Source organism: Acidiphilium sp. AL, assembly GCF_025499445.1.
Lineage (GTDB): Bacteria > Pseudomonadota > Alphaproteobacteria > Acetobacterales > Acetobacteraceae > Acidiphilium > Acidiphilium iwatense.
Window position 1 is genome coordinate 156,543 of sequence record NZ_JAIMBZ010000005.1, and the last position, 20,174, is coordinate 176,716.

The 20,174-nt window shown below is 67.1% G+C and carries 18 protein-coding genes; 11 read left to right on the plus strand and 7 right to left on the minus strand.

Annotation, left to right across the window (positions count from 1 at the left end):
* The first annotated feature begins 8 nt into the window (after nucleotides 1–8).
* From murG to rsgA, 9 genes are all read left to right on the plus strand, one after another.
* Entirely contained in the window at nucleotides 9–1,103 is a 1,095-nt protein-coding gene (gene murG, locus AiwAL_RS06040; RefSeq protein WP_262312309.1) for an undecaprenyldiphospho-muramoylpentapeptide beta-N-acetylglucosaminyltransferase, read from the plus strand.
* On the plus strand, nucleotides 1,100–2,539 hold the full coding sequence (murC, locus tag AiwAL_RS06045) for a UDP-N-acetylmuramate--L-alanine ligase (RefSeq protein WP_235702777.1): 1,440 nt from the start codon (nucleotides 1,100–1,102) through the stop codon (nucleotides 2,537–2,539). Before murG ends, murC begins: the two co-directional genes overlap by 4 nt.
* Nucleotides 2,536–3,465: a UDP-N-acetylmuramate dehydrogenase gene (gene murB, locus AiwAL_RS06050; RefSeq protein ID WP_407932506.1), complete on the plus strand. Its 930-nt coding sequence runs from the start codon at nucleotides 2,536–2,538 to the stop codon at nucleotides 3,463–3,465. The genes murC and murB overlap by 4 nt, the downstream gene beginning before the upstream one ends.
* On the plus strand, nucleotides 3,462–4,367 hold the full coding sequence (locus AiwAL_RS06055) for a D-alanine--D-alanine ligase (RefSeq protein WP_235702775.1): 906 nt from the start codon (nucleotides 3,462–3,464) through the stop codon (nucleotides 4,365–4,367). The genes murB and AiwAL_RS06055 overlap by 4 nt, the downstream gene beginning before the upstream one ends.
* Complete coding sequence (locus AiwAL_RS06060; protein WP_235702774.1) at nucleotides 4,355–5,224, plus strand: cell division protein FtsQ/DivIB; 870 nt, start codon at nucleotides 4,355–4,357, stop codon at nucleotides 5,222–5,224. Before AiwAL_RS06055 ends, AiwAL_RS06060 begins: the two co-directional genes overlap by 13 nt.
* A 13-nt stretch (nucleotides 5,225–5,237) precedes the next feature.
* Nucleotides 5,238–6,545: a cell division protein FtsA gene (gene ftsA, locus AiwAL_RS06065; protein ID WP_407932505.1), complete on the plus strand. Its 1,308-nt coding sequence runs from the start codon at nucleotides 5,238–5,240 to the stop codon at nucleotides 6,543–6,545.
* Nucleotides 6,546–6,609: 64 nt separating this feature from the next.
* Nucleotides 6,610–8,157 (plus strand): cell division protein FtsZ, encoded by a 1,548-nt coding sequence (ftsZ, locus tag AiwAL_RS06070; RefSeq protein ID WP_235702773.1) that lies wholly within the window; start codon nucleotides 6,610–6,612, stop codon nucleotides 8,155–8,157.
* A gap of 122 nt (nucleotides 8,158–8,279) precedes the next feature.
* The gene (locus tag AiwAL_RS06075) at nucleotides 8,280–9,041 is read left to right on the plus strand and encodes an ion channel (RefSeq protein WP_235702931.1); all 762 of its coding nucleotides are present in this window, start codon (nucleotides 8,280–8,282) and stop codon (nucleotides 9,039–9,041) included.
* A gap of 195 nt (nucleotides 9,042–9,236) precedes the next feature.
* On the plus strand, nucleotides 9,237–10,298 hold the full coding sequence (gene rsgA, locus AiwAL_RS06080) for a ribosome small subunit-dependent GTPase A (RefSeq protein ID WP_235702772.1): 1,062 nt from the start codon (nucleotides 9,237–9,239) through the stop codon (nucleotides 10,296–10,298).
* A gap of 44 nt (nucleotides 10,299–10,342) precedes the next feature.
* Here rsgA and AiwAL_RS06085 read toward each other — a convergent pair whose 3' ends face one another.
* The 3 genes from AiwAL_RS06085 to AiwAL_RS06095 all read right to left on the minus strand — a co-directional run bounded on the left by AiwAL_RS06085 (nucleotide 10,343) and on the right by AiwAL_RS06095 (nucleotide 13,524).
* Nucleotides 10,343–10,651, minus strand: coding sequence for a DUF3303 family protein (locus AiwAL_RS06085; RefSeq protein WP_235702771.1), 309 nt, complete (start codon nucleotides 10,649–10,651; stop codon nucleotides 10,343–10,345).
* Nucleotides 10,652–11,000: 349 nt separating this feature from the next.
* Nucleotides 11,001–12,182 (minus strand): DUF1501 domain-containing protein, encoded by a 1,182-nt coding sequence (locus tag AiwAL_RS06090; protein ID WP_407932509.1) that lies wholly within the window; start codon nucleotides 12,180–12,182, stop codon nucleotides 11,001–11,003.
* 10 nt (nucleotides 12,183–12,192) lie between these two features.
* The gene (locus AiwAL_RS06095; RefSeq protein WP_262312310.1) at nucleotides 12,193–13,524 is read right to left on the minus strand and encodes a DUF1800 family protein; all 1,332 of its coding nucleotides are present in this window, start codon (nucleotides 13,522–13,524) and stop codon (nucleotides 12,193–12,195) included.
* A gap of 98 nt (nucleotides 13,525–13,622) precedes the next feature.
* Between AiwAL_RS06095 and AiwAL_RS06100 the strand changes: the two genes are divergently transcribed.
* Nucleotides 13,623–14,006, plus strand: a complete 384-nt coding sequence (locus AiwAL_RS06100) for a hypothetical protein (RefSeq protein WP_235702768.1) — start codon at nucleotides 13,623–13,625, stop codon at nucleotides 14,004–14,006.
* A gap of 110 nt (nucleotides 14,007–14,116) precedes the next feature.
* Nucleotides 14,117–16,210, plus strand: coding sequence for a ComEC/Rec2 family competence protein (locus AiwAL_RS06105; RefSeq protein WP_262312311.1), 2,094 nt, complete (start codon nucleotides 14,117–14,119; stop codon nucleotides 16,208–16,210).
* Here the strand turns inward: AiwAL_RS06105 and AiwAL_RS06110 are convergent.
* The 4 genes from AiwAL_RS06110 to AiwAL_RS06125 form a co-directional block, all read right to left on the minus strand.
* The gene (locus AiwAL_RS06110) at nucleotides 16,116–17,099 is read right to left on the minus strand and encodes a glycosyltransferase family 2 protein (RefSeq protein ID WP_235706134.1); all 984 of its coding nucleotides are present in this window, start codon (nucleotides 17,097–17,099) and stop codon (nucleotides 16,116–16,118) included. The genes AiwAL_RS06105 and AiwAL_RS06110 overlap by 95 nt on opposite strands.
* A complete protein-coding gene (locus AiwAL_RS06115) occupies nucleotides 17,096–18,064 on the minus strand; it encodes a glycosyltransferase (protein ID WP_262312312.1) in 969 nt (322 codons plus the stop codon). The genes AiwAL_RS06110 and AiwAL_RS06115 overlap by 4 nt, the downstream gene beginning before the upstream one ends.
* Nucleotides 18,054–19,526, minus strand: coding sequence for an exopolysaccharide biosynthesis polyprenyl glycosylphosphotransferase (locus AiwAL_RS06120; RefSeq protein ID WP_262312313.1), 1,473 nt, complete (start codon nucleotides 19,524–19,526; stop codon nucleotides 18,054–18,056). Before AiwAL_RS06120 ends, AiwAL_RS06115 begins: the two co-directional genes overlap by 11 nt.
* Before the next feature lie 54 nt (nucleotides 19,527–19,580).
* The coding region (locus AiwAL_RS06125) for a GtrA family protein (protein WP_262312314.1) at nucleotides 19,581–20,174 on the minus strand (594 nt) is incomplete at its 5' end.

The following is a 20,174-nucleotide window of genomic DNA, read 5'->3' on the forward strand; positions in this document are numbered from 1 at the left end:
GGGCGCCGATGCTCAAACCCATCGTTATCGCGGCTGGCGGCACGGGCGGGCATATGTTCCCGGCCGAGGCGCTGGCCGATGCCCTGATGACGCGCGGCGAACGCGTCGTGCTGATGACCGATGCGCGCTCGGGCGCTTCGGACTCGCCGGTTTTCGCCGCCTGCGAGCGCCATATCGTCGAAGGTGCGGGACTCGCGGGTCGCGGGCCGGCGCGCATGGCCTCCGGGATGCTACAACTCGCGCGGGGAACGCGCGTGGCGCGGCGGATACTCGCGGGTCTGGATGCCGCGGCGCTGGTCGGCTTCGGCGGCTATCCCTCGGTGCCGCCAGTGCTCGCGACGCTGGGGCTGCGCGACCGGCCGGTGGTTATCCTGCACGACCAGAACGCGGTGCTCGGCCGTGCCAACCGGCTGCTCGCGCGCTTTGCCGATCGTCTGGCGGTGAGTTTCGCAACAACCGCAACGATTCCAAGAAAGATCAAAACGACGCTGACCGGCAATCCGGTGCGTCCTTCAGTGACGGCGCTCGCGGGCGCATTCTACGCAGCGCCGGAGCAAAAAATCCGTCTGCTCGTGCTGGGCGGGTCGCTGGGGGCACGGATTTTCGCGACGCTGATCCCGGCATCGCTCGCATTGCTGCCGGAGGAGCTGCGCCGACGCATCGAGCTCGTAATGCAGTGCCCCGAAGGTGAAATCGACGCGGCTCGGCAAGTGCTCAATGGCAGCGGAATCGTGCATGAGGTGGCGCCGTTCTTCAGCGATGTCGCAGAACGGATCGCGGCGGCGCATCTCGTCATCGCGCGGGCGGGCGGATCGACCGTTGCCGAGCTTGCGGTGATCGGCCGGCCGGCGATTTTCATCCCGCTCGCGATCAATGACGATCAGCGCCATAACGCCGATGCGCTGGCGCGCACGGGCGGCGCGATCCGGCTGGATCAGGCGGCGGCGACCCCGGCGATTCTGGCGCGCGCGATCGAGACTTTGCTGGATGAGCCCGACCGTCTGGTGGCGATGGCAGAGGCGTCGGCCAAGGCCGGAATCGCCGATGCGGCCATGCGCCTTGCCGATCTCGTGCAGGCTTGCATCGCGGAGCGCGTGTCATGAGGGCGATGCCGCTCAGCATCGGCACGATCCACTTCGTCGGCATCGGCGGCATCGGCATGTCCGGCATCGCCGAGGTTCTGCACAATCTCGGTTATTCGGTGCAGGGTTCGGACATGGCGGAGAATGCCAATGTCGCGCGGTTGCGCGATGTCGGGGTTCCGGTCGCGATCGGTCACGATGCCGCCAATCTCGGCGCGGCGCAGGTGGTGGTGGTCTCGACCGCCGTGCCGCGCGACAATCCCGAAGTGGCGACCGCGCGGAGCAAGCTGATTCCCGTGGTGCGGCGCGCGGAAATGCTCGCCGAGCTGATGCGGCTGCGCTGGTCCGTCGCGATCGGCGGCACCCATGGCAAGACGACGACGACGAGCCTCGTCGCCGCCGTGCTCGAAGGGGCGGGCTTCGATCCCACCGTGATCAATGGCGGCATCATCAACGCCTACGGCACCAACACGCGGTTAGGCGCGGGCGACTGGATGGTCGTCGAGGCCGACGAGAGCGATGGAACCTTCCTGCGTCTGCCTTCGGTGATCGCCGTCGTGACCAACATGGACCCCGAGCATCTCGACCACTGGGGCACTGGCGCCGCGATGGAGGCGGGCTATCGGCAGTTCGTCGCGAACATCCCGTTCTACGGGTTCGCGGTGCTGTGCATCGACCATCCCTCGGTGCAGCAGATGATCCCAGATCTTTCCGATCATCGTCTGATTACCTACGGATTTTCCCCGCAGGCCGATGTGCGCGCGGAGCGGATCATGTCCGACCGCAACGGTGCCACGTTCGAGGTGCGCCTGTCGGACCGCGTCGGAGGCAAGTCGCGCCGGATGGGACCGTTCCGCCTGCCGATGCTGGGCAATCATAACGTGCAGAATGCGCTTGCCGCCATCGCCATCGGGGTCGAGATGGAGGTTCCCGAGGTCCATATGCGCGCGGCCCTCGCGAGTTTCCGTGGCGTGAAGCGGCGGTTCACCAAAACTGGCGAGGTTGACGGGATCACGGTGATCGACGATTACGGCCATCATCCGGTCGAGATCGCTGCCGTGCTGAAGGCGGCGCGACAGGCCGGCGCGCGGGACGTGATCGCGGTGGTGCAGCCGCACCGCTATACGCGGCTCGCCTCGCTGTTCGAGGAATTCTGCACCTGCATGAACGATGCGGGGACCGTGATTGTCGCCGATGTCTATCCGGCGGGCGAACAGCCGATCGAGGGAGTGGATCGCGACGCGCTGGTCGAAGGGTTGCGCGCGCGCGGGCATCGTTCGGTGGTGCCGCTGGCGAGCCCGGATCACCTCGCCGAAATGGTCAACGCAATTGCGCGCACCGGCGACTATGTGGTCTGCCTTGGCGCGGGCAACATCACCCAATGGGCGCAGGCGCTGCCGCACCAGTTGCAGGCGCTGGCCGAAAATACCCGCCGCGGCGCCGGCGGTTTCCGATGATGGCCGTCGAAGCGCGCACCGACTGGCGCGATGCGCTGCCCGCCGTGCGCGGCCGGATCGGCTTTGACGCGACGTTAGGGCGGACGACATGGTTCCGCGTCGGCGGTGCCGCCGAGGTTCTGTTCCGTCCGGCCGATGCGGAGGATCTCGCGACGTTCCTGCGCGATGTGCCGCCGGAACTGCCGGTTACCGTGATCGGCGCGGCATCGAACCTGATCATCCGCGACGGCGGGATTCCGGGCGTCGTGGTGAAACTTGCGCGCGGCTTCGGCGATGTTGTCGTCGAAGCCGACGGCGTGATCGCAGGGGCGGCTTCGCTCGATGCCGCCATCGCCGAACACGCGGCATCGGCTAATCTAACGGGACTTGAATTTTTGTCGGGAATTCCCGGCTCGCTGGGTGGTGCCGTTGCGATGAATGCCGGTGCCTATGGCAGCGAAATTCGCGCCGTGCTCGACTGGGCCGAGATCATCGGTCGCGATGGCACGATCGCCCGCTATACCGAAGCCGATCTTGCGCTATCCTATCGCCATGCGAGCCTGCCGCCCGGCGGCGTCGTGGTCCGGGTGCGGCTGCACGCCCGCCTCGGCGATCCGGCCGCGATCGCCGCGACAATGGCCAAGATCAAGACCAGCCGTGAGGCAACCCAGCCGGTCCGCGCGCGCACCGGTGGTTCGACCTTCCGCAATCCCGAAGGTCATAAAGCGTGGCAACTCATCGACCAGGCCGGGTGCCGCGGCATGGTGGTCGGCAATGCGCAGGTTTCGGAAATGCACTGCAATTTCCTGATCAATCGCGGCGGCGCGACGGCAGACGATCTCGAATCCCTGGGCGAAGCGGTGCGCGCCCGCGTGCTCGCCGAGACCGGCATTGCGCTGATCTGGGAAATCAAGCGCATCGGCATCCCTGGGCGGGGTGCGCCATGAAGCGCGTCGCGGTCCTGCATGGCGGCATTTCGGCGGAGCGCGAAGTCAGCCTTGCCACCGGGCGGCAAGTGATCGCCGCACTCGGCACTGCCGGTTACGATGTCGTTCCGGTCGAAGTCGGGCGCGATCTCGGCGCGGTCATCGCCGCGCTGACACCCGCGCCGGATGCGGTGTTCAACGCGCTGCACGGCAGATTCGGCGAGGACGGCACGATCCAGGGCGTGCTCGACTATATGGGCATTCCCTACACCCATTCCGGCGTGCGCGCCTCCTCGATGGCGATGGACAAATCCGCCGCCAAGGCGGTTTTCGCCGCCGCCGGATTGCCGCTGGCGCAGCACCGCATCGTGCCGATCGACGAACTGGCCGAGGCCGATCCGCTGCCGCGGCCCTACGTGATCAAGCCGGTGAACGAGGGCTCGTCGGTCGGCGTGTTCATCATCAGGAACGGCGATAATCGCCGTGCCGACATCGCGCGCGACTGGCGATTCGGCGATATCGCGATGGCCGAGGAATATATCGCGGGCCGCGAACTCACCGTCGCCGTGCTCGACGATCGCGCGTTGGCGGTGACCGAAATCATCGCCGATGGATTCTACGACTACAACGCCAAATACGCCGAAGGCGGTTCGCGCCATGAAGTGCCGGCCCGCGTCAAGCCCGATATCACCGCGCGGGCCAAGGATGTCGCGGTCGCGGCGCATCGCGCGCTCGGCTGCCGGGGTGCGTCCCGCGCGGATTTTCGTTACGATGACGCGGCGGACCGGTTGGTATTGTTAGAAGTGAATACCCAGCCGGGCATGACCGTGACCTCGCTGTTGCCCGAACAGGCGGCGTTGTGCGGCATCGATTTTCCCGCGCTGTGCGCCTGGATGGTGGAGCACGCCGCATGCCGCGTGTGAAATCCCGCAAGCCGAAAATCCAGGACCGGCCAAGGCCGCGCACCCTGTTGCTGCGCCGGCTGCGCAAGTCCGGCAAACCAGCACTCCTGATCGGCGTTGTCGTGTTAGCACTGGTTGCCGTGCCGCTCGGGGTGCGCGGCGTCGCGGATCTCGCCCGGCCGCTGCGCGATGCGGCGTCGCGCGGGCTTGCCGATATCGGATTCCGGGTCGAGCATATTGAGATCGAAGGCGCCACCACCACGCCGGATCATGTCGTCGAGGCTGCGCTCGGCGTGCGCCGGGGCGCGCCGATTCTCGGCTTCTCGCCGGAGGCGGCCGCTTCGCGCGTCGCGGCACTCGGTCCGGTGAAAAGTGCCGTGGTGGAGCGGCTGTTGCCCGACACGGTGCGCGTCGCCATCGTCGAGCGCAGGCCGGTCGCGATCTGGCAGAGGTCCGATAACAGCTTCGCCCTGATCGGCGCGAACGGCGCGGTGCTGACCGATCATGACGCGGCGGCGGCGCGCGCGCGCGACCCCGGACTGCCGTTGCTGGTCGGTGCCGGCGTTCCCGTCCATGCCAAGGTGCTGCTCGCATTGCTCGCGCGGTTTCCCACGATCGGCAAACGCGTCGTCGCCGCCGAGCGGATCGACGATCTGCGCTGGAATCTTCTGCTGCGCGACCACGCCACCATCAAACTGCCGGACCGGCATGTCGCGGCGGCAATGGCCACGCTGATGCGCGCGGAGGACAGAATCAAGCTGCTCGAACGCCCAGTTAGAACGATCGACCTCCGACTCGCCGACCGACTGGTGGTGCGTCCCTATCCCAACGGGTTCGTCACCGGGGCGGAGTCCAAGCCATCGGGGCATAAATCATGAAAAGGAGCGCGGCATGAACGATTTGTCGCGGCGCGGGGCGCTTCCGCCGCAGAACGGCATGGCAAGGCCCGCCGAGGCGCGACCCCGGCCGGCGCGCTCCGGCCCGTTCGGCGTGCTGGATATCGGCTCGACCAAGATCGCCTGCCTGATCGGCCGCGCCGAAAGCGACGGCCGGCTGCGCGCGCTCGGCTTCGGCTGGCAGAAGGGCAGGGGCGTGAAATCCGGCGGCATCGTCGATCTCGATGAGGCGGAGCGCGCGATTCGCGCCGCCGTCGGCGCGGCCGAGGACCAAGCCGATATGCGGCTCAAATCGGTGGTGGTGAATCTGTCCTGTGGTCAGCCGGAGAGCCGGCTGTTCAACGTGCAATGGCCGATCGACGGCCGCGCCGTCACCGAGGACGACATTCGCCGCGTGGTGCGCGAGGCGCGCGCGCGCGCGGCCTCGGAAGGGCGGGGCACGATCCACGCGCTGCCGCTCAATTTCGCGACCGACGAGACCGTGGGCATCGCCGATCCGCGCGGACTCTTTTGCGACACGCTGACCGCGCAGCTCCACGTGGTCGATGCCGCGACCACCGCGATCAAGAGCATCACCGCCTGCCTCGGGCGCTGCGAACTCGATATCGCGTCGATGGCGTCGGCACCGTTTGCTTCGGGTCTCGCCACCCTGGTGGAGGACGAGCGCGAGCTGGGTGCGACGGTGATCGACATGGGCGGCGGTACCACCACGATCGCGGTGTTCGCCGAGGGCCAGGTGCTGCACACCGCCCAGTTGCCGGTGGGCGGGATTCACGTCACCAACGATGTCGCGCGGCTGCTTTCGACCCAGGTTGCTCACGCCGAGCGGCTGAAGACGCTTTACGGCACCTGCCAGGAAAGCCCGGACGATGCGCGCGAATTGCTGCCGGTGCCGCTGGTGGGCGAGGCGGAGCATCAGATCGCGAAAGTACCGCGCAGCGCGCTGGTCTCGATCATTCGCCCGCGTCTTGAGGAGATTTTCGAACTGGTGCGCGACCGGATCGAAACCTCCGGCCTCGGCCGCGCCGCCGGGGCGCGCGTGGTGCTGACCGGTGGCGCCGCGCAACTGGTCGGCGCGCGGGAGCTGGCCGCGCATATCCTGAACCGTCAGGTCCGACTCGGTCGTCCGTTCGGCGTGATCGGCCTGCCGGATGCCGCGACCGGATCGAATTTCGCGACGCTGATCGGGCTGCTTGCCTTCGCCAGCGGCGATGGCCAGACCATGCACGACATCGACTTCACCGCCGAGGCGCCGCGCGGCGTGTTCGGCCGCGTTCTCAATTACCTCAAGGAGCGCGTGTGATGGCGCGCCCCAGCCCCCGCAAATCCACGAAACGCTTCACGCTCGCCTGCAAGGAGACGCTGTCATGACCCTCAACCTGACGATCCAGAAGACCAGCCATACCGACTTCACCCCAAGGATCACCGTGATCGGCGTGGGCGGCGGCGGCACGAACGCGGTCAATAACATGATCGCGCTCAACCTTCCGGGGGTGGATTTTGTCGTCGCCAACACCGATGCGCAGCAATTGCTGCTCTCGCGCGCCGAGCGGCGCATCCAGCTCGGGCCGCACATCACCCAGGGCAATGGCGCGGGCGGGCGGCCGGAAATCGGCAAGGCCTCGGCCGAGGAAGCCGCCGACGATCTCGCCCGGCATCTCGACGGCGCGCACATGGTGTTCATCACCGCCGGCATGGGCGGCGGCACCGGCACGGGGGCGGCGCCGGTGATCGCGCGGATGGCGCGCGAACGCGGCATCCTGACCGTCGGTGTGGTCACCAAGCCGTTCGCCTTCGAAGGCAAGCGCCGGCTGAAATCGGCCGAGGACGGCATCAACGAATTGCAGAGCTACGTCGATACCCTGATCGTCATTCCGAACCAGAACCTGTTCAAGGTGGCGAACGAGCGCACCGGCTGGAAGGAAGCCTTCGAGATGGCCGACCATGTGCTCTACATGGGGGTGCGCGGCGTGACCGACCTGATGGTGGTGCCGGGCATGGTCAATCTCGACTACGCCGATATCCGCTCGGTGATGTCCGAAATGGGCAAGGCGATGATGGGCACCGGCGAGGCCGATGGCGAGGATCGCGCGATCCGCGCCGCCGAGGCGGCGATTTCCAACCCACTGCTCGAAGACACCAACATGAAGGGCGCGCGCGGGCTGCTGATCAACATCACCGGCGGCTCGGACCTCACGCTGTTCGAACTGGATCAGGCGGCGAACCGCATCCGTGAGGAAGTGGACGAGGACGCGAACATCATGGTCGGCATGGCGCTCGATGACAATCTGGGCGGCCGTGTGCGAATCTCCGTCGTCGCGACCGGCATCGACACGGCGAGCCCGGCACAGGCCGAGCGGCCGAAGCTGGTCGCGGTGGGCGGCGGCAATGCGATGATCGACGCGGTGGCCGGCATGAGCACAGCACAGGCGCCGCAACAGCCGCCGATGCTCAATGTGGTATCGCATCACCCGATGCCGCCCCAGGGTCTGCTGCAACAACCGCTGCAGCAGGGACCGGTGACGGCGCCGGCCGAACCGGTGATGCGCACGCCGATCTCCGCGCCGGCGGCGTATCGCGAGCCGGTGCGCGCCCCGGCCGCCGAACCCGCGCGCAAGGGCAGCCTGTTCAGCCGGATGACCCAGGGGTTCCGCAATGCCGCGGCGCCGCAGCCGGTCGAACCGCAGCCGCAGCCGCGCGCGGTCGCCCAACCGGCCTATGTTATGCCGCAGGAGCCGGCGGCGCCGCATTATCAGCCACCCGCGCCGGCGATGCATCAGCACCAGCAGGCGCCGATGCCGCACACGCAGCCCGCGCATATCCAGCAGCCCGAGCCGCGCCCGGCGGTGCGTCTCGCGCAAAACGAGGAAATCGGGATCGACATTCCGGCTTTCCTCCGCCGGCAGCAATCCTGACAGCGAAACCAAGACGGCGGCGCCGGAGCAAGCCTCTGGCGCCGTTTTCCGCCGAACAGCTTCGGCGTATCGAGCGGCGCGGCCTGGCGCGCCAGGGCTTCGGCGACCTGTTCCACGTGCTGATGACGATGCGGCTTTCGGCCCTGCTCGGGCTGATGGCCGCGACCATCGTTCTGATCAACCTGGTTTTCGGCACGATCTATACCATCATCGGCGGCGTCGCCGGCGCGCGGCCGGGCGATTTCGGCGACGGCGTATTCTTTTCGGTGCAGACGTTTTCGACGACCGGTTATGGCGCGCTGTATCCGAAATCGGTCCTCGCCAATTCCGTTGCGAGTATCGAGATCATTTTCGGCCTGCTGGCCACGGCGCTTGCCACCGGCCTGTTGTTCGCGCGCCTGTCGCGCCCGCAGGCGCGGGTGATCTTCTCGCGCATCGCCGTCGTGCATCCCTATCAGGGCGTGCCGACCCTGATGTTCCGCGTCGCCAACCAGCGGCGCAACCTGCTCACCGATGCGCGGATCAGCGTGACGCTGCTGCGCGACGAGGAGGACGAGGACGGCAACACCATGCGCCGGCTGATCGACCTCGCGCTGGAACGCGCGTATTCGCCCGCTTTCGCCTTGTCGTGGACGGTGATGCACCGGATCACCGAGGCAAGCCCACTGTTCGGGGTCGATCTCGCGGCGATGCAGCAGGGCAATATGATTTTTCTCTGCGTGCTGACCGGCCTCGACGACACGCTGCTGGCCACCGTGGTCGCGCGCAATGCCTATGGCGCCGGCGATGTCCGATTCGGCGTGCATTTCGCCGATATTTTCGACCGCGCACCAGATGGCAGTTTTGCGATCGACTACACGCAGTTCCATCAGATTATCGAATGATCTCGACAATACCATCGGAATCCTCCAGTATAGAATTCTCGCACTCAGGCCGATGGAGGTGACCATGACAGCGATTGTGCATCACCCCGGCGACGGATTTGCCGTCGCATCCGCACGCGCCTGATTTTTCACCGGTTTTCGCCGCAGAGTTTTCAGGCCCGTTTTCCATAGCTCTCGAACGGAGCCTGAATCGTCATGGACGAACTCGGCCATCTCGGGTGGAGCGACGCGCTCGCCCGGCATTTTACGACCAATTTCGACTCTGAAACCATCCCCGGACGCATCGTCGCCCATCATCGCGACCATTACCGAATGGCCTGGGCCGGCGGTGTTGTCTCCGCCACCGTCTCCGGCCGGCTGCGCCATCAGGCGGACGAGTCAGGCCTGCCGATAACCGGCGATTTCGTCGCCGCGCGTATCGTGGGCGGTGCTGCCACGATCGATGCGGTGCTGCCGCGCCGCACCAAGTTCGCCCGCGCGGTGGGCGATCTCACCCGCATCGATGTCGCGAAGGGCGAGCAGATCGTCGCCGCCAACATGGATTACGTGTTCATCGTCACCGGGGCGGATGCCGATTTCAGTGTGCGCCGGCTCGAACGGCTGCTCGGTGCCGCCTGGGGCAGCGGCGCGGTGCCGTTCGTGGTGCTGACCAAGACCGATCTCGGCATGGCCGGCCCGATGATCGACCAACTTGCCGTCGAAGCGCCCGGCGTTACCGTGCATCCGGTGTCGAACGCGACCGGCGAGGGCATCGATGCCTTGCGCGTGCTGATCGCGCCGGGGCAGACGGCACTTCTGGTCGGCTCGTCAGGGGTGGGCAAATCGAGTTTGGCCAACCGCTTGTTGGGCACGGACCGTCAGGCGACCCAGATCACCGACATCAACGGGCGCGGCCGGCACACCACCACCAGCCGCGACCTGATTTTGCTCTCCGGCGGCGGCATGGTGCTGGATACGCCCGGCATCCGCGCGATCACCCAATGGCAGGCCGAGGGACTGGACGACGCCTTCGCCGATATCGCGGAACTGGCACAATCCTGCCGGTTTACCGATTGCCGGCACGAAAACGAGCCGGGATGTGCGGTGCAGGCCGCGATCGGGGCTGGCACGCTCGGCGAGCGGCGGTTGCGCGATTTCGCCAAGCTGAACCGGGAACTGGCATGGCTGGAACGCCGCGGCGACAAACGCGCCGAGGCGGCACGGCGCCGCCATTGGAGGTCGATCGCGGTTTCCCAGCGGCGAAAGCGGGATCGTTAAGCGCGAAGAAGTCCTGTCATCGGTGCGGCGTCGGCGCCGGGGGCTTATCCGTACGTCTTCACCGCCTGCTCGATCGCCGGTCCGGCCTTTTCGAGATCCTCGGGCGTCATCGCTGGCACTGCTTCGATGCTGGCGTTCAGCGCCAGAAACCATGGCTCGGCGAGTGCCGGGATGTCCGAGGCGGCGGCGATGTCGACGATCAGGACGGCGGTACGCTGGCCGCCATCGGCGATGAAGTAGGCGGCTTCCGGTTTCTGCTGTTCGAGAATCTGCCGGATCACCGCCAAGCCATTCTTCTTTATGGCTGCATTGGCCGTCTCGACCGGAAACGAAATCTTGACCAGAAATCGCATGAGAACGCCTCCCTTCTGGGTTGTGGGCAACTGTCTCGGGGGGCGGCAGCGTGCCAGCAAAACATCCGGCATTTTCCGGTCAGAACTGCAATCCGCCCGGTTGGAGGAGGGTAGTCTTCGAAAGGTCGATTTGGAAGCGATTTTTTTGCATCGGTAGAATGTACGCTCGGCTCAAGGCAAGGCCTATTGCGCAATTTAGGGTTGGAATGGCTGGTCTTGGCCACCGCCGGCTCCGAATATCCGTCGGGATGAGAAATCGCGGAACCAGCGGCCCACGCAAGCGTGCCGAAGCCGCCCAGCACAGGCACTGGCGCGCGATCACGGCCCAGCAGCGGCGAAGGCGGGATCGTTAAGCCCGGAGCAGTCCTGTCATCGGTGCGGCGTCGGCGCTGTTCGGGAACACCCGTGCCAGCGCCGCCGCATCAAGGCCGAACTGGGCTGCGATCACGCCCTTGGCGAGGCTGCGGATATCGGCGGTGGGGGCGAGGTCGCGGTTCTGGAACAATTGCCGATCGGCAAGACCGGGCCAGGTCGCGCGCACGCGGCCGCCCGCGACAAGCCCGCCGGCGAGGAAGGCCACTGTCGCGGTGCCGTGGTCGGTGCCTTGTGTGCCATTGATCCGCGCTGTGCGGCCGAATTCGGTGATGATCAGGATTGTGGTGGTTTGCCAAGCCGGGCCGAGGGAGATGCGCAGGGCGGCGATTCCGGCATCGAGATCTGCGAGCGGTTCGTGCAGCAGCGCCACTTGATTGCCGTGGGTGTCCCAGCCTTCGAGCTGGAACGCGGCGATGCGCGGACCGCCCTTGGCCGCGAGCAGCGCGCCGGTGGCGCGGGCGAGCACGGGAAACCCGTAGCCGTGCGGCACGCTGCCCGATTCATCCATCGTCGCGTTATCGAGGGTCGCGTGGTCGAGATGCGCCGAGCGCAGCCCTTCGACAATCGCCGGGCCGAATACCGGATCGGGCCGGTTCAGCGCGGCGATATGCGCATAGAGATCGGGCGAGGGCTTGGCGAAACCGGCGGGCGCGTAGGAGCCGACACGCGCCGCCCCGCGCAGCAGAAGCGGCATTCCCATGCCGATGGCGAGCCCGCGCCCGGCGACACCGCCCGCCGGCAATTCGGCAATCAGCCGGTTCAGCCAACCCGAGGTGATGCCGGCCTGATCGACGCCGGTTTGCAGTAAATCCTGCGCCTCGAAATGGCTGCGCGTGCGGTACGGCCCGGCGATCGCATGGACCGGCAGCACATCGCCCTTCCGATATAGCCTGTGCAGGTTCGTGAGAGCCGAATGAAACGCGAAGAATCCACCGAGATCGAGCAGTGCATCCTTTGCCGGAATCAGCGGCGCGCGCAGGCGCGCAAGATTGGCATCGCCATAGGGCACCACCGCGGCCATGCCGTCCAGCGCGCCGCGCAGCAGGACGACGACGAAGCGCTGCTCGGTCGGCGCCGACGCAAGGGCAAGCCGGGCGCGTCCGGCGGCGGCGATGGTGGCGAGCCCCAGCAGGCTTGCACGGCGGGTCAGCGCGATCGGCATCACCTTATCTCCGTTGGAATTCGGGTGCTGAGAACAGCATCGCCAGGGCTTCGCGCGGCGAGCCGGCGGTGCCGATCGCGGTCGCGGTCGCCGGGCGCAGCAGCGGTCCGAGCGCAGCTTGGGCGATATCCATCGGCGCGGCGCGATGATTGCGCGCGGCGATCGTATAGCCGAAATCGATACGGGCGAGCACCGCATCCGATCCGGTCCAGTCCGCACCGTAATCGGACCAACCATTGGGCAAAGGGGCCGCCCAGAGCGGCTGGCCGAGCTTGCGCAGGCTGCCGAGATAGAATCCGGCCGGCATGGTCGTCATGCTGGAAGCGCGCAGGAGTGAAATAACGTAATCGAATGGGGCTTTCACCTTGGTCAATGGCGTCCAGGCTTCCGGCATGTCCACTAACGCGGCCGACGTGGTGCCGAGATCGCCCTGCGTGTCGGCCAGCACCGATGTCAATTTGTCAACCGCACTCTGCGGCGGGTTATCGGAGCAGAAATGCCGGGCGAGCTTGGTCGCGAGCGATTGCCAGGTCGAGGGATGGGTGGACAGGAATTTCAGCGCATCGAACCCGCCCTGCTCGCCGGGCGGGAAGCGCCGGCCCAGCACGGTCTGCGGGCCGAGTTCATGGGCGAACGGGCGGAACATGAAGCCGGTCGGCTGTTTCGCCGGGTTGATCGACCAGCCGGTGAGCAGCTTGGCCATGCTGGTCACGTCCGCCTGGGTGTAATGCGCGCGCAGGCTGACGGTGTGGAGTTCCATGCATTCGCGGCCGAGATTCTCGTTCAGCCCGCGACGGGTGTGCAGCCCGACCCGGCTGTCCGGCCCCACCGAGAACGCGTTGGACAGATAGAGCAGCATCGCCGGATGGCGCTCGGCGGCGAGCACCATGTCGGTGAATTTTCCGGTCACGTGCGGGCGGATCGCCTCGCGCATGAAGGCACCGACCAGCGGCTGGATGCCGCCTTGGCGGATCGAGGTGGTGAAATGATTGGCCCAGAACCACACGAGCCGCTCGCGGAACGGTGCGGAGGTGCTGACCGTCCAATCAAGCTGGGTTTTGGCCTCGCGCAGAAAAATCGCGCGGGATCGCGGCTTGAAATTGCCCTTGAGCGGGTTACCCTCCGCGAGGATGCGCTTGCGTTCTCTAAAATCGTCGCGCCGCGCGGCGAGGGCTGACGCACCACCGGGCAGGCCGGCGAAGCTCGGGTCGGCAAGGGCCGGATCGGGATCTTTGAGCTGCGCATGGAGCCACGCTTTCGCATCGGCAGGTGGCGGCTGGTCTGGCGCAGTGCCGAATCCGAAGCGGATCATGGCGTGGGCGGTTTCGCTGTCCATGTGCGACCCATAGCCGTTTCGCCGGTTGCGAAGTGTTGCGAAGCGAAACGCGCGATCTCGTGTCTTGATCCGAACGGCAAGGACGGCATTCTGCCCCGATGATGACCATTGTGTTCGCTACCCTGACGGTCGCCGCCCTGTTCGGGGGGTGTCTGGCGATCGGTCATTTGCGCGGGACGGAAATGGCCGGGAGCGGCTTCGCCTGGGTCTGGATCGCCAAAATGATCCATGGTGCGATCGGTGCCGCGGGTTTTGCAGCACTCATCGTCGTCCTTGGTCGGCACCGACCGATCGCGTCCATGGGGCTCGGAGGTTTTGGCATCGGAGCCGAAATCCTGCTCGGCGTTGCCCTGTGCCTCGGCTTGAGTATGGCCGGCATGGCGTGGCGCGGTCGTCGGCCAGCCGGGTTTGTGGTCGCCGCTCATGCAACCGCGGCGATCGCGGGACTGACCCTGGTGCTGGCCATCGTTTCGCTCCGTTAGGGTGTGTATCCAATGGCGGCTCACGCCGCCATTGGATACACACCCTAGTTTTCGCTTTGCCGTTGTGTTGCGGGCGAGTAGGGTGTTGCAATCACAGGTTGAGGTTTCTCGTGGATGCAGGCCCGATTGTCACGTTTCGCGCGGCGCCCTTCGCCGAACGCCTGGCGGCGGGCTGGCACGCGCTGCTCGGCGCGGAGCGCGGAAGGCTGTTCCTGTTCCTGCCGGTGGCGATGGGCGCCGGGATTCTCATTTATTTCGATCTGACGCGCGAACCGTCTCATACCCTGACGATCGGCGTCGTTATCGCCGCATTCACCTGTTTCGCCATCGCCTGGCGCTGGAGGGTGCCGCGAGCCGTCGCGGCGCTGTTCCTGGCCGCGACGATCGGTTTCGGCCGTGCTCAATGGCGGGCGGCATCGCTTCCGCCGCTGATGAACGTGCCGTATCACGCGGTGACGATCGCCGGCCGCGTCGCCTCGGTCGATCTGTTGCCGACCGGGCGGCGCATCCGCATCGCCCATCCGACCCTGAATGGCGGCGTTCCGCAGGCAAGGGCGGTTCGGGTGAAGCTGCATCGCGGCGATGCCACGCCGGTCGAATCGGGCGACACAATTCGGGTGCGTGCGCTGCTGTTTGCCCCGTCGCGCCCCGCTTATCCGGGCGGCTGGAATTTCGGGCGCGACCAGTATTTCGCCGGGCTGGGCGCGGTGGGATTTGCGCTCTCGAAGCTCGACGTTACGGCCCGTGCGGCACCCGGCTGGCGCGGCGCGCTGCGGCGTTTGCGCGAGGCGATCGCGGCGCGCGTGCTGGCGGATTTGCCGATCGAAACCGGTTCGGTCGCGGCGACCCTGCTCACCGGTTTTGAGCAGAGCATTCCACCCGCCGAACGGCAGGATTTCGTCACCGCAGGGCTCGCGCATCTGCTCGCCGTGGCCGGTCTGCATATCGGCATCGTGATGGCGACGCTGTTCGCATTGACGCGCTTTCTTGTTGGGTTTTCCGAATTTCTGCTCCTGCGCGTGCCGGCGAAGATCATCGCCTCGATCGTGGCGTTTCTGGGCGGCGCGATCTATGCGGCACTGACGGGTTTTCACGTACCGATCCTGCGCAGCCTGGCGATGGCGGTGCTGGTGCTCGCCGGCATCATCGCCGGGCGGCGTGCTCTGTCGCTGCGCGGGCTGGCGCTGGCGGCGCTGGCGCTGATGCTGATCGAGCCGGATGCGGTGCCGGGGCCGAGTTTTCAGATGAGTTTTTCCGCCGTGCTCGCCTTGATCGCCGGCTACGAGGCGGTGGGACGGCGATTTTCGGTCGGCGGTGACACATGGCACGCGCGGTTGCTGCGCCATGTCGCGGCACTCGGCTTCACCTCGCTGCTCGCGGGCGGTGCCTCGATGCCGTTTGCCGCCTATCATTTCCAGCAGATCGAGCCGTATTACGTGCTCGCTAACCTCGCCGCGGTGCCGCTGACCGCGCTGATCGTGCTGCCGCTCGGCATGGCCGCGCTGGTGCTGATGCCGTTTCATCTGGAACGGATCGCTCTGGTGCCGATGGGCTGGAGCATTGGCCTCATTCTGGACGTTGCCCGCTTCGTCGATGGCCTGCCGCACGCGCTGATCGAGATCCGCCCGATTCCCGGCATGGCTGTCGCTCTCATCGCGCTCGGGTTGGCGGCGCTCGGATTGCTGCGGTCGCGGCTGCGTTTTGTGGGATTGGTGTCGATCGCGGCCGGGTTGATCGCAGCAGCGCTGACCCGATCGCCGGATGTGCTGGTCTCGCCGAAAGCCAATCTGATCGGTGTACGTGTTGGCGGCGTGGTGCGCATCGTCGAGGCGGGGCGGGTGGACCATTTCACCCTGAGCCAATGGCGGCCGGTCTGGGCCGGTGAGCGGGTACGCGCGGGTCGTGCCCGCGCGGTTTGCGATAACGGGCGTTGTGGTTTCGATCATGGCCGCGTGCTGTATCTCGCTGATCGCGCGGCGGCGCGGGACGGCTGCGGCGATGCGCGGGTCGTGGTGTCGCCGCGCCCGCTGCGCGGCGCATGCCGCAAACCGGGGCGCGTGATCGTCGATCGGTTCGGCGTGTGGCGCGACGGCGCGATCGCGTTGCGGTTCAGGGGGGCGCGAATCGCGGTGAGCACCGACCGGATAGTGCAGGGTGCGCGACCGTGGGTACCGGCATGGCCGCCCCGCTGGCATCGGCGCTAACCTTCAAGTTGCCGTCTCGCCGGCGCGTGCGGGCAAGGCGCACGGCTTCCGCGATGGCCGCGATCGTCGCCGTCAATCGCCCGGCACGCAGTCCGCGCGCGAGATAGAGGCAAGTGCGCGGAATCATGCCGATCACGCCGCGCCGGTCATGGGCGATCAGCAGCCGGTTGCGCACGAAATAGCGCCAGCGTTCGCCGTGCCATTCCACCCGCGCCTCGGGCGAGACAGCATGGATCACCGCGAGATCGCCGTGATGTTCGATGCGCCAGCCGGCGCCGATTGCACGGCGCGAGAATTCATATTCTTCCCAGCAGAAAAACAACGACGCGTCATAGCCGTCGAGTGTTTCGAAGCAGTGCCGCGACAGCGCGTGGCCGCAGCCGACGAAGGTTTTTGCCGCGAAGACCGCCTCCGCGCGGGGGAGTAAAATTTTCGGATAGCCCCAGCTTGTCGCATCCAGCGATACGCCGTCGGCGGCGAGAATCCGAAACCCGATGGCAGCGAGCGACGAATCTGCGGCAAGGCGCGCGGCGGCGCTTGCGGCGACGCGCGGCCCGGCAAACACCGCGTCATTGTCAAGCCCGATGATCGCGCGTCCCCGTCCCAAAGACGTCGCGAGGTTGCGCCCGCCGGGCACGCCGAGATTCGCCTCGATCGCGTAGAGCGAAACCCGGTCGAGCGCCACGACCGTCCCGATCAGCGCCGCGCGCATCTCGGGGGGCGAGTCCTGATCCAGCACGATGACATGGTGATCGCAGCCGATCTGCGCCGAGGCCGATCGGATCGCCGCGATGGTTTCGACGGTACGATGATGGCTGAGAATAACGATATCCGCATCGTAGTCATGCTCCGGCGGCGGCGAGCCCGCCAGCAGAACCGGCGCGGTCATTCCCCGAAGGCCGGAATCGTCAGATAGGCAAGGCGTTTCGCCTGTTTGCGTCCGCGTGCGACCGAATCGAGGATCAGCCCGCAGACGAAGGCGGAGAACGCGACCAGTTCGATCCCGGTGGCGAGCACCGCCGTCGGCAGGCGCGGCACCAGCCCGGTCGCGAGATAGGTCATCACCACCGGGGCGGCGAGCGCCAGTCCCGCAAACGCCAGCACGAAGCCGATCGCGCCGAAAAACGCCAGCGGTTTCTGATCGCGCAGGAGCGTCAGGATCATGCGCCCGATGCGCAACCCATCCGCCCAGGTATTCAGCTTCGATTCCGATCCTGCGCGGCGCGGGCGATACGGCAGCTTGCGCTCCGCGATCGGCAGGTCGAGTTCGAGGGCATGGACCGTCAGTTCCGTCTCGATCTCGAAGCCGCGCGCCAGCACCGGGAAGGATTTGACGAAGCGGCGCGAGAACACCCGGTAGCCGGACAGCAGATCACTCACCCGGTCGCCGAACAAGGCCCGCACCAGCGCGGTGATCGCGCGGTTGCCGAGGCGGTGAAAACTCCGATAGGCGGCGTCATTCTCGGCGATCCGCGCGGCGACGATCATGTCGAGCCGTTCGGCGCGCATCCGCTCGATCAGCGCGGGTGCTGCCGAGGCATCATAGGTGCCGTCGCCATCGACCAGCACATAGAAATCCGCCTCGATATCGGCGAAAGCGCGACGCACCACGTGACCCTTACCGCGCAGCGCCTCGCGGTGCAGCTCGGCGCCGCTGGCCTCGGCACGGGCGGCGGTCGCGTCGGTCGAGCGGTTGTCGAACACCACGATCCGCGCGTCCGGCAGGGCGGTCTGGAAATCGGCCACCACGCCGGCGATCGTGGCGGCCTCGTTGTGGCAGGGGATGATGACCGCGATGCGCGGTCGCAGTGAAACAAGACCGATCCGCCGTTCGGCCCGCGCGTCAATATGCATTGCGGCCGCCGAGCACCGCCGGCACCGTTCGCAGCAAGATCGCGAGGTCGAGCCAGGGCGACCAGTGCTCGATATAGTCGAGATCGGCGGCGACGCGCGCGGCGATCATCTCGGGCCGCTCGGTGGGGCCGCGCAACCCGCGCACCTGGGCGAGGCCGGTCAGCCCCGGCTTGACCCGGTGACGTACGCCGTAGAACGCGATCGCCGCCTCAAAGGTGAACGAGCCCGTGCTGGTTTGCGGCGCATGGGGCCGTGGCCCGACCAGCGACATCTCGCCGCGCAGCACGTTGAAAATCTGCGGCAGTTCATCGAGCGACAGGCGGCGCAGCATCACACCAAGCCTCGTGACGCGCGGATCGCCGCGCCGCGCCTGGAGAATGGCGCCCTTCGACGCGGCGGCGCGCATGGTGCGGAATTTGAGTACGGTGAAGGGCGTGCCATCGAGCCCGATCCGGCGCTGGCGGAACAGCACCGGGCCGGTCGCGCGGAGCGCGATCGCGATCAGCGCCATTATCGGAGCGAGGAGGGCCAGCAGCAGCGACCCCAGAACGAGGTCGGCCAGCCGTTTATATAGCGTCGCCAAAGGCGGGATCGGCCGATCCAATACCGTGACCATGCGCAGGCTTTGGCCGGTCGCGACGCCGCCGGCGCCGATTTCGGCAACCGCGTCGAAGGCGAGACGCACCCGCACCGGCTGATCGGCGAGCCGGGCGAGCAGCGCGTCGATTTTAGCGCGCGCGGCTTCATCGTCGGTCCGGCGGGTGAATACCACGATGTCGTCGATCCGCCCGGCGCGGATCATCGCCTCGAATGTCGCGACATCGGCGATCAGGCGCAGCCCCGCCGCCTGCGGCGTGCCCCAGGCGAACAGATAACCCAGCCGATACCCGGCCAGCCGGTCGAGCCGATCGCGCAGGCTTCGGTCGCAGGGACCGGTGGTCACCAGGGCGGCGGTGCCGCGCGGTCCGTCGCGCCGCCACCAGGCGGCGATCGCCAGGCGTTCGCCGAGCACCAGAATCGCTGCCAGGCCGAAGCCGGTCGCCGCCCAGCCGATCGAGCCGGCGAGCGGCGGGGTTGCGGGCGCGGCGCGGATCAGCGCGAAGCGTAGCAGCAAGGCCGCGTGTGCCGCGATCAGGGCGCGCAGGATCGGCCACGCGTGATCGAGCGGCGCGCGCGCGGGCGCGATGCCGTAGAGCCCGCACAGCAGCATCGCCACGACGGTCGCGGTCGCGAAGCCGATCCAGTTGCCAAGCCCCTGCGCAAGGGTCGGCGCCGGTCCGGCGATCAGGCTGGCGAGGCGGGGCGCGGCGAGCCCGGCGGCGAGATCGGCGATCGCCAGCAGAGGAACGCCATGCAGTGCCGCGAACGGGGCTTTGCGGCGAGCCGTGCCGGTGCGCCGGCTCGGCGCGCGCGGTTTCTGGATCAGATCGAGGCCCGGCGTCAGCATCGCGGTCTGGGGCATGGCGTTTCGGTTCCACCTTGGGCTTGCGGAATGCAACCCAAGGTTTAATCGTTGTTAACCGAAAACAACGCGCCGGGAAAGCAGAAAATTGACCAGAAACCCTGTCGCGGCGCCGGCCGCCACGGCCAGGACCGGATAATGCCGGGGCAGGACGAATGCCGCGATCAACGCCGAATACGCGCCACGGTTGAGCATGAACCCGAACAGGTTCACCGCGAGGAAGCGCATCCATTGCGTATGGGCGGCGCGATGCGCGCGGCCGCGGAACGTCCACACCCGGTTGAGCGCCCAGTTCGCACTCGCCGCCACGAAATACGCGACCATGCCGGCGGCATACAGGCCGATCCAGGGGTTGAGGGCATAGACCACCGCGACGTCGAGGGAGAAGCCGAAGGCGCCGACCAGGCCGAAACGCAGGAATTCACCGCCCGCTGCGCGGTGACGGGCGGGCAGGCGGGCGGTGACCAGTTCGATCGGCGAGGGCAGGATCGGCATCGGCGGGAGGGTTACCAGCACATTCCGCTGGTGCAAACGCCCGATTCCGAGGCTGACCGCATATTCGTAAAAATTTATTCGTTGGCGGGGCGGCATAATGGCGCGCTTCCCTTGACCAAATCCCGCGCTGGCCACCATCATGCGGGCAACATA

What these genes read in the sequence shown, in the direction of transcription:
- murG (WP_262312309.1), top strand. Translation starts at nt 9, where the DNA reads ATGCTCAAACCCATCGTTATCGCGGCTGGCGGCACGGGCGGGCATATG.
- murC (WP_235702777.1), top strand. Translation starts at nt 1,100, where the DNA reads ATGAGGGCGATGCCGCTCAGCATCGGCACGATCCACTTCGTCGGCATC.
- murB (WP_407932506.1), top strand. Translation starts at nt 2,536, where the DNA reads ATGATGGCCGTCGAAGCGCGCACCGACTGGCGCGATGCGCTGCCCGCC.
- AiwAL_RS06055 (WP_235702775.1), top strand. Translation starts at nt 3,462, where the DNA reads ATGAAGCGCGTCGCGGTCCTGCATGGCGGCATTTCGGCGGAGCGCGAA.
- AiwAL_RS06060 (WP_235702774.1), top strand. Translation starts at nt 4,355, where the DNA reads ATGCCGCGTGTGAAATCCCGCAAGCCGAAAATCCAGGACCGGCCAAGG.
- ftsA (WP_407932505.1), top strand. Translation starts at nt 5,238, where the DNA reads ATGAACGATTTGTCGCGGCGCGGGGCGCTTCCGCCGCAGAACGGCATG.
- ftsZ (WP_235702773.1), top strand. Translation starts at nt 6,610, where the DNA reads ATGACCCTCAACCTGACGATCCAGAAGACCAGCCATACCGACTTCACC.
- AiwAL_RS06075 (WP_235702931.1), top strand. Translation starts at nt 8,280, where the DNA reads ATGACGATGCGGCTTTCGGCCCTGCTCGGGCTGATGGCCGCGACCATC.
- rsgA (WP_235702772.1), top strand. Translation starts at nt 9,237, where the DNA reads ATGGACGAACTCGGCCATCTCGGGTGGAGCGACGCGCTCGCCCGGCAT.
- AiwAL_RS06085 (WP_235702771.1), bottom strand. Translation starts at nt 10,651, where the DNA reads ATGCGATTTCTGGTCAAGATTTCGTTTCCGGTCGAGACGGCCAATGCA.
- AiwAL_RS06095 (WP_262312310.1), bottom strand. Translation starts at nt 13,524, where the DNA reads ATGGACAGCGAAACCGCCCACGCCATGATCCGCTTCGGATTCGGCACT.
- AiwAL_RS06100 (WP_235702768.1), top strand. Translation starts at nt 13,623, where the DNA reads ATGATGACCATTGTGTTCGCTACCCTGACGGTCGCCGCCCTGTTCGGG.
- AiwAL_RS06110 (WP_235706134.1), bottom strand. Translation starts at nt 17,099, where the DNA reads ATGACCGCGCCGGTTCTGCTGGCGGGCTCGCCGCCGCCGGAGCATGAC.
- AiwAL_RS06115 (WP_262312312.1), bottom strand. Translation starts at nt 18,064, where the DNA reads ATGCATATTGACGCGCGGGCCGAACGGCGGATCGGTCTTGTTTCACTG.
- AiwAL_RS06120 (WP_262312313.1), bottom strand. Translation starts at nt 19,526, where the DNA reads ATGCCCCAGACCGCGATGCTGACGCCGGGCCTCGATCTGATCCAGAAA.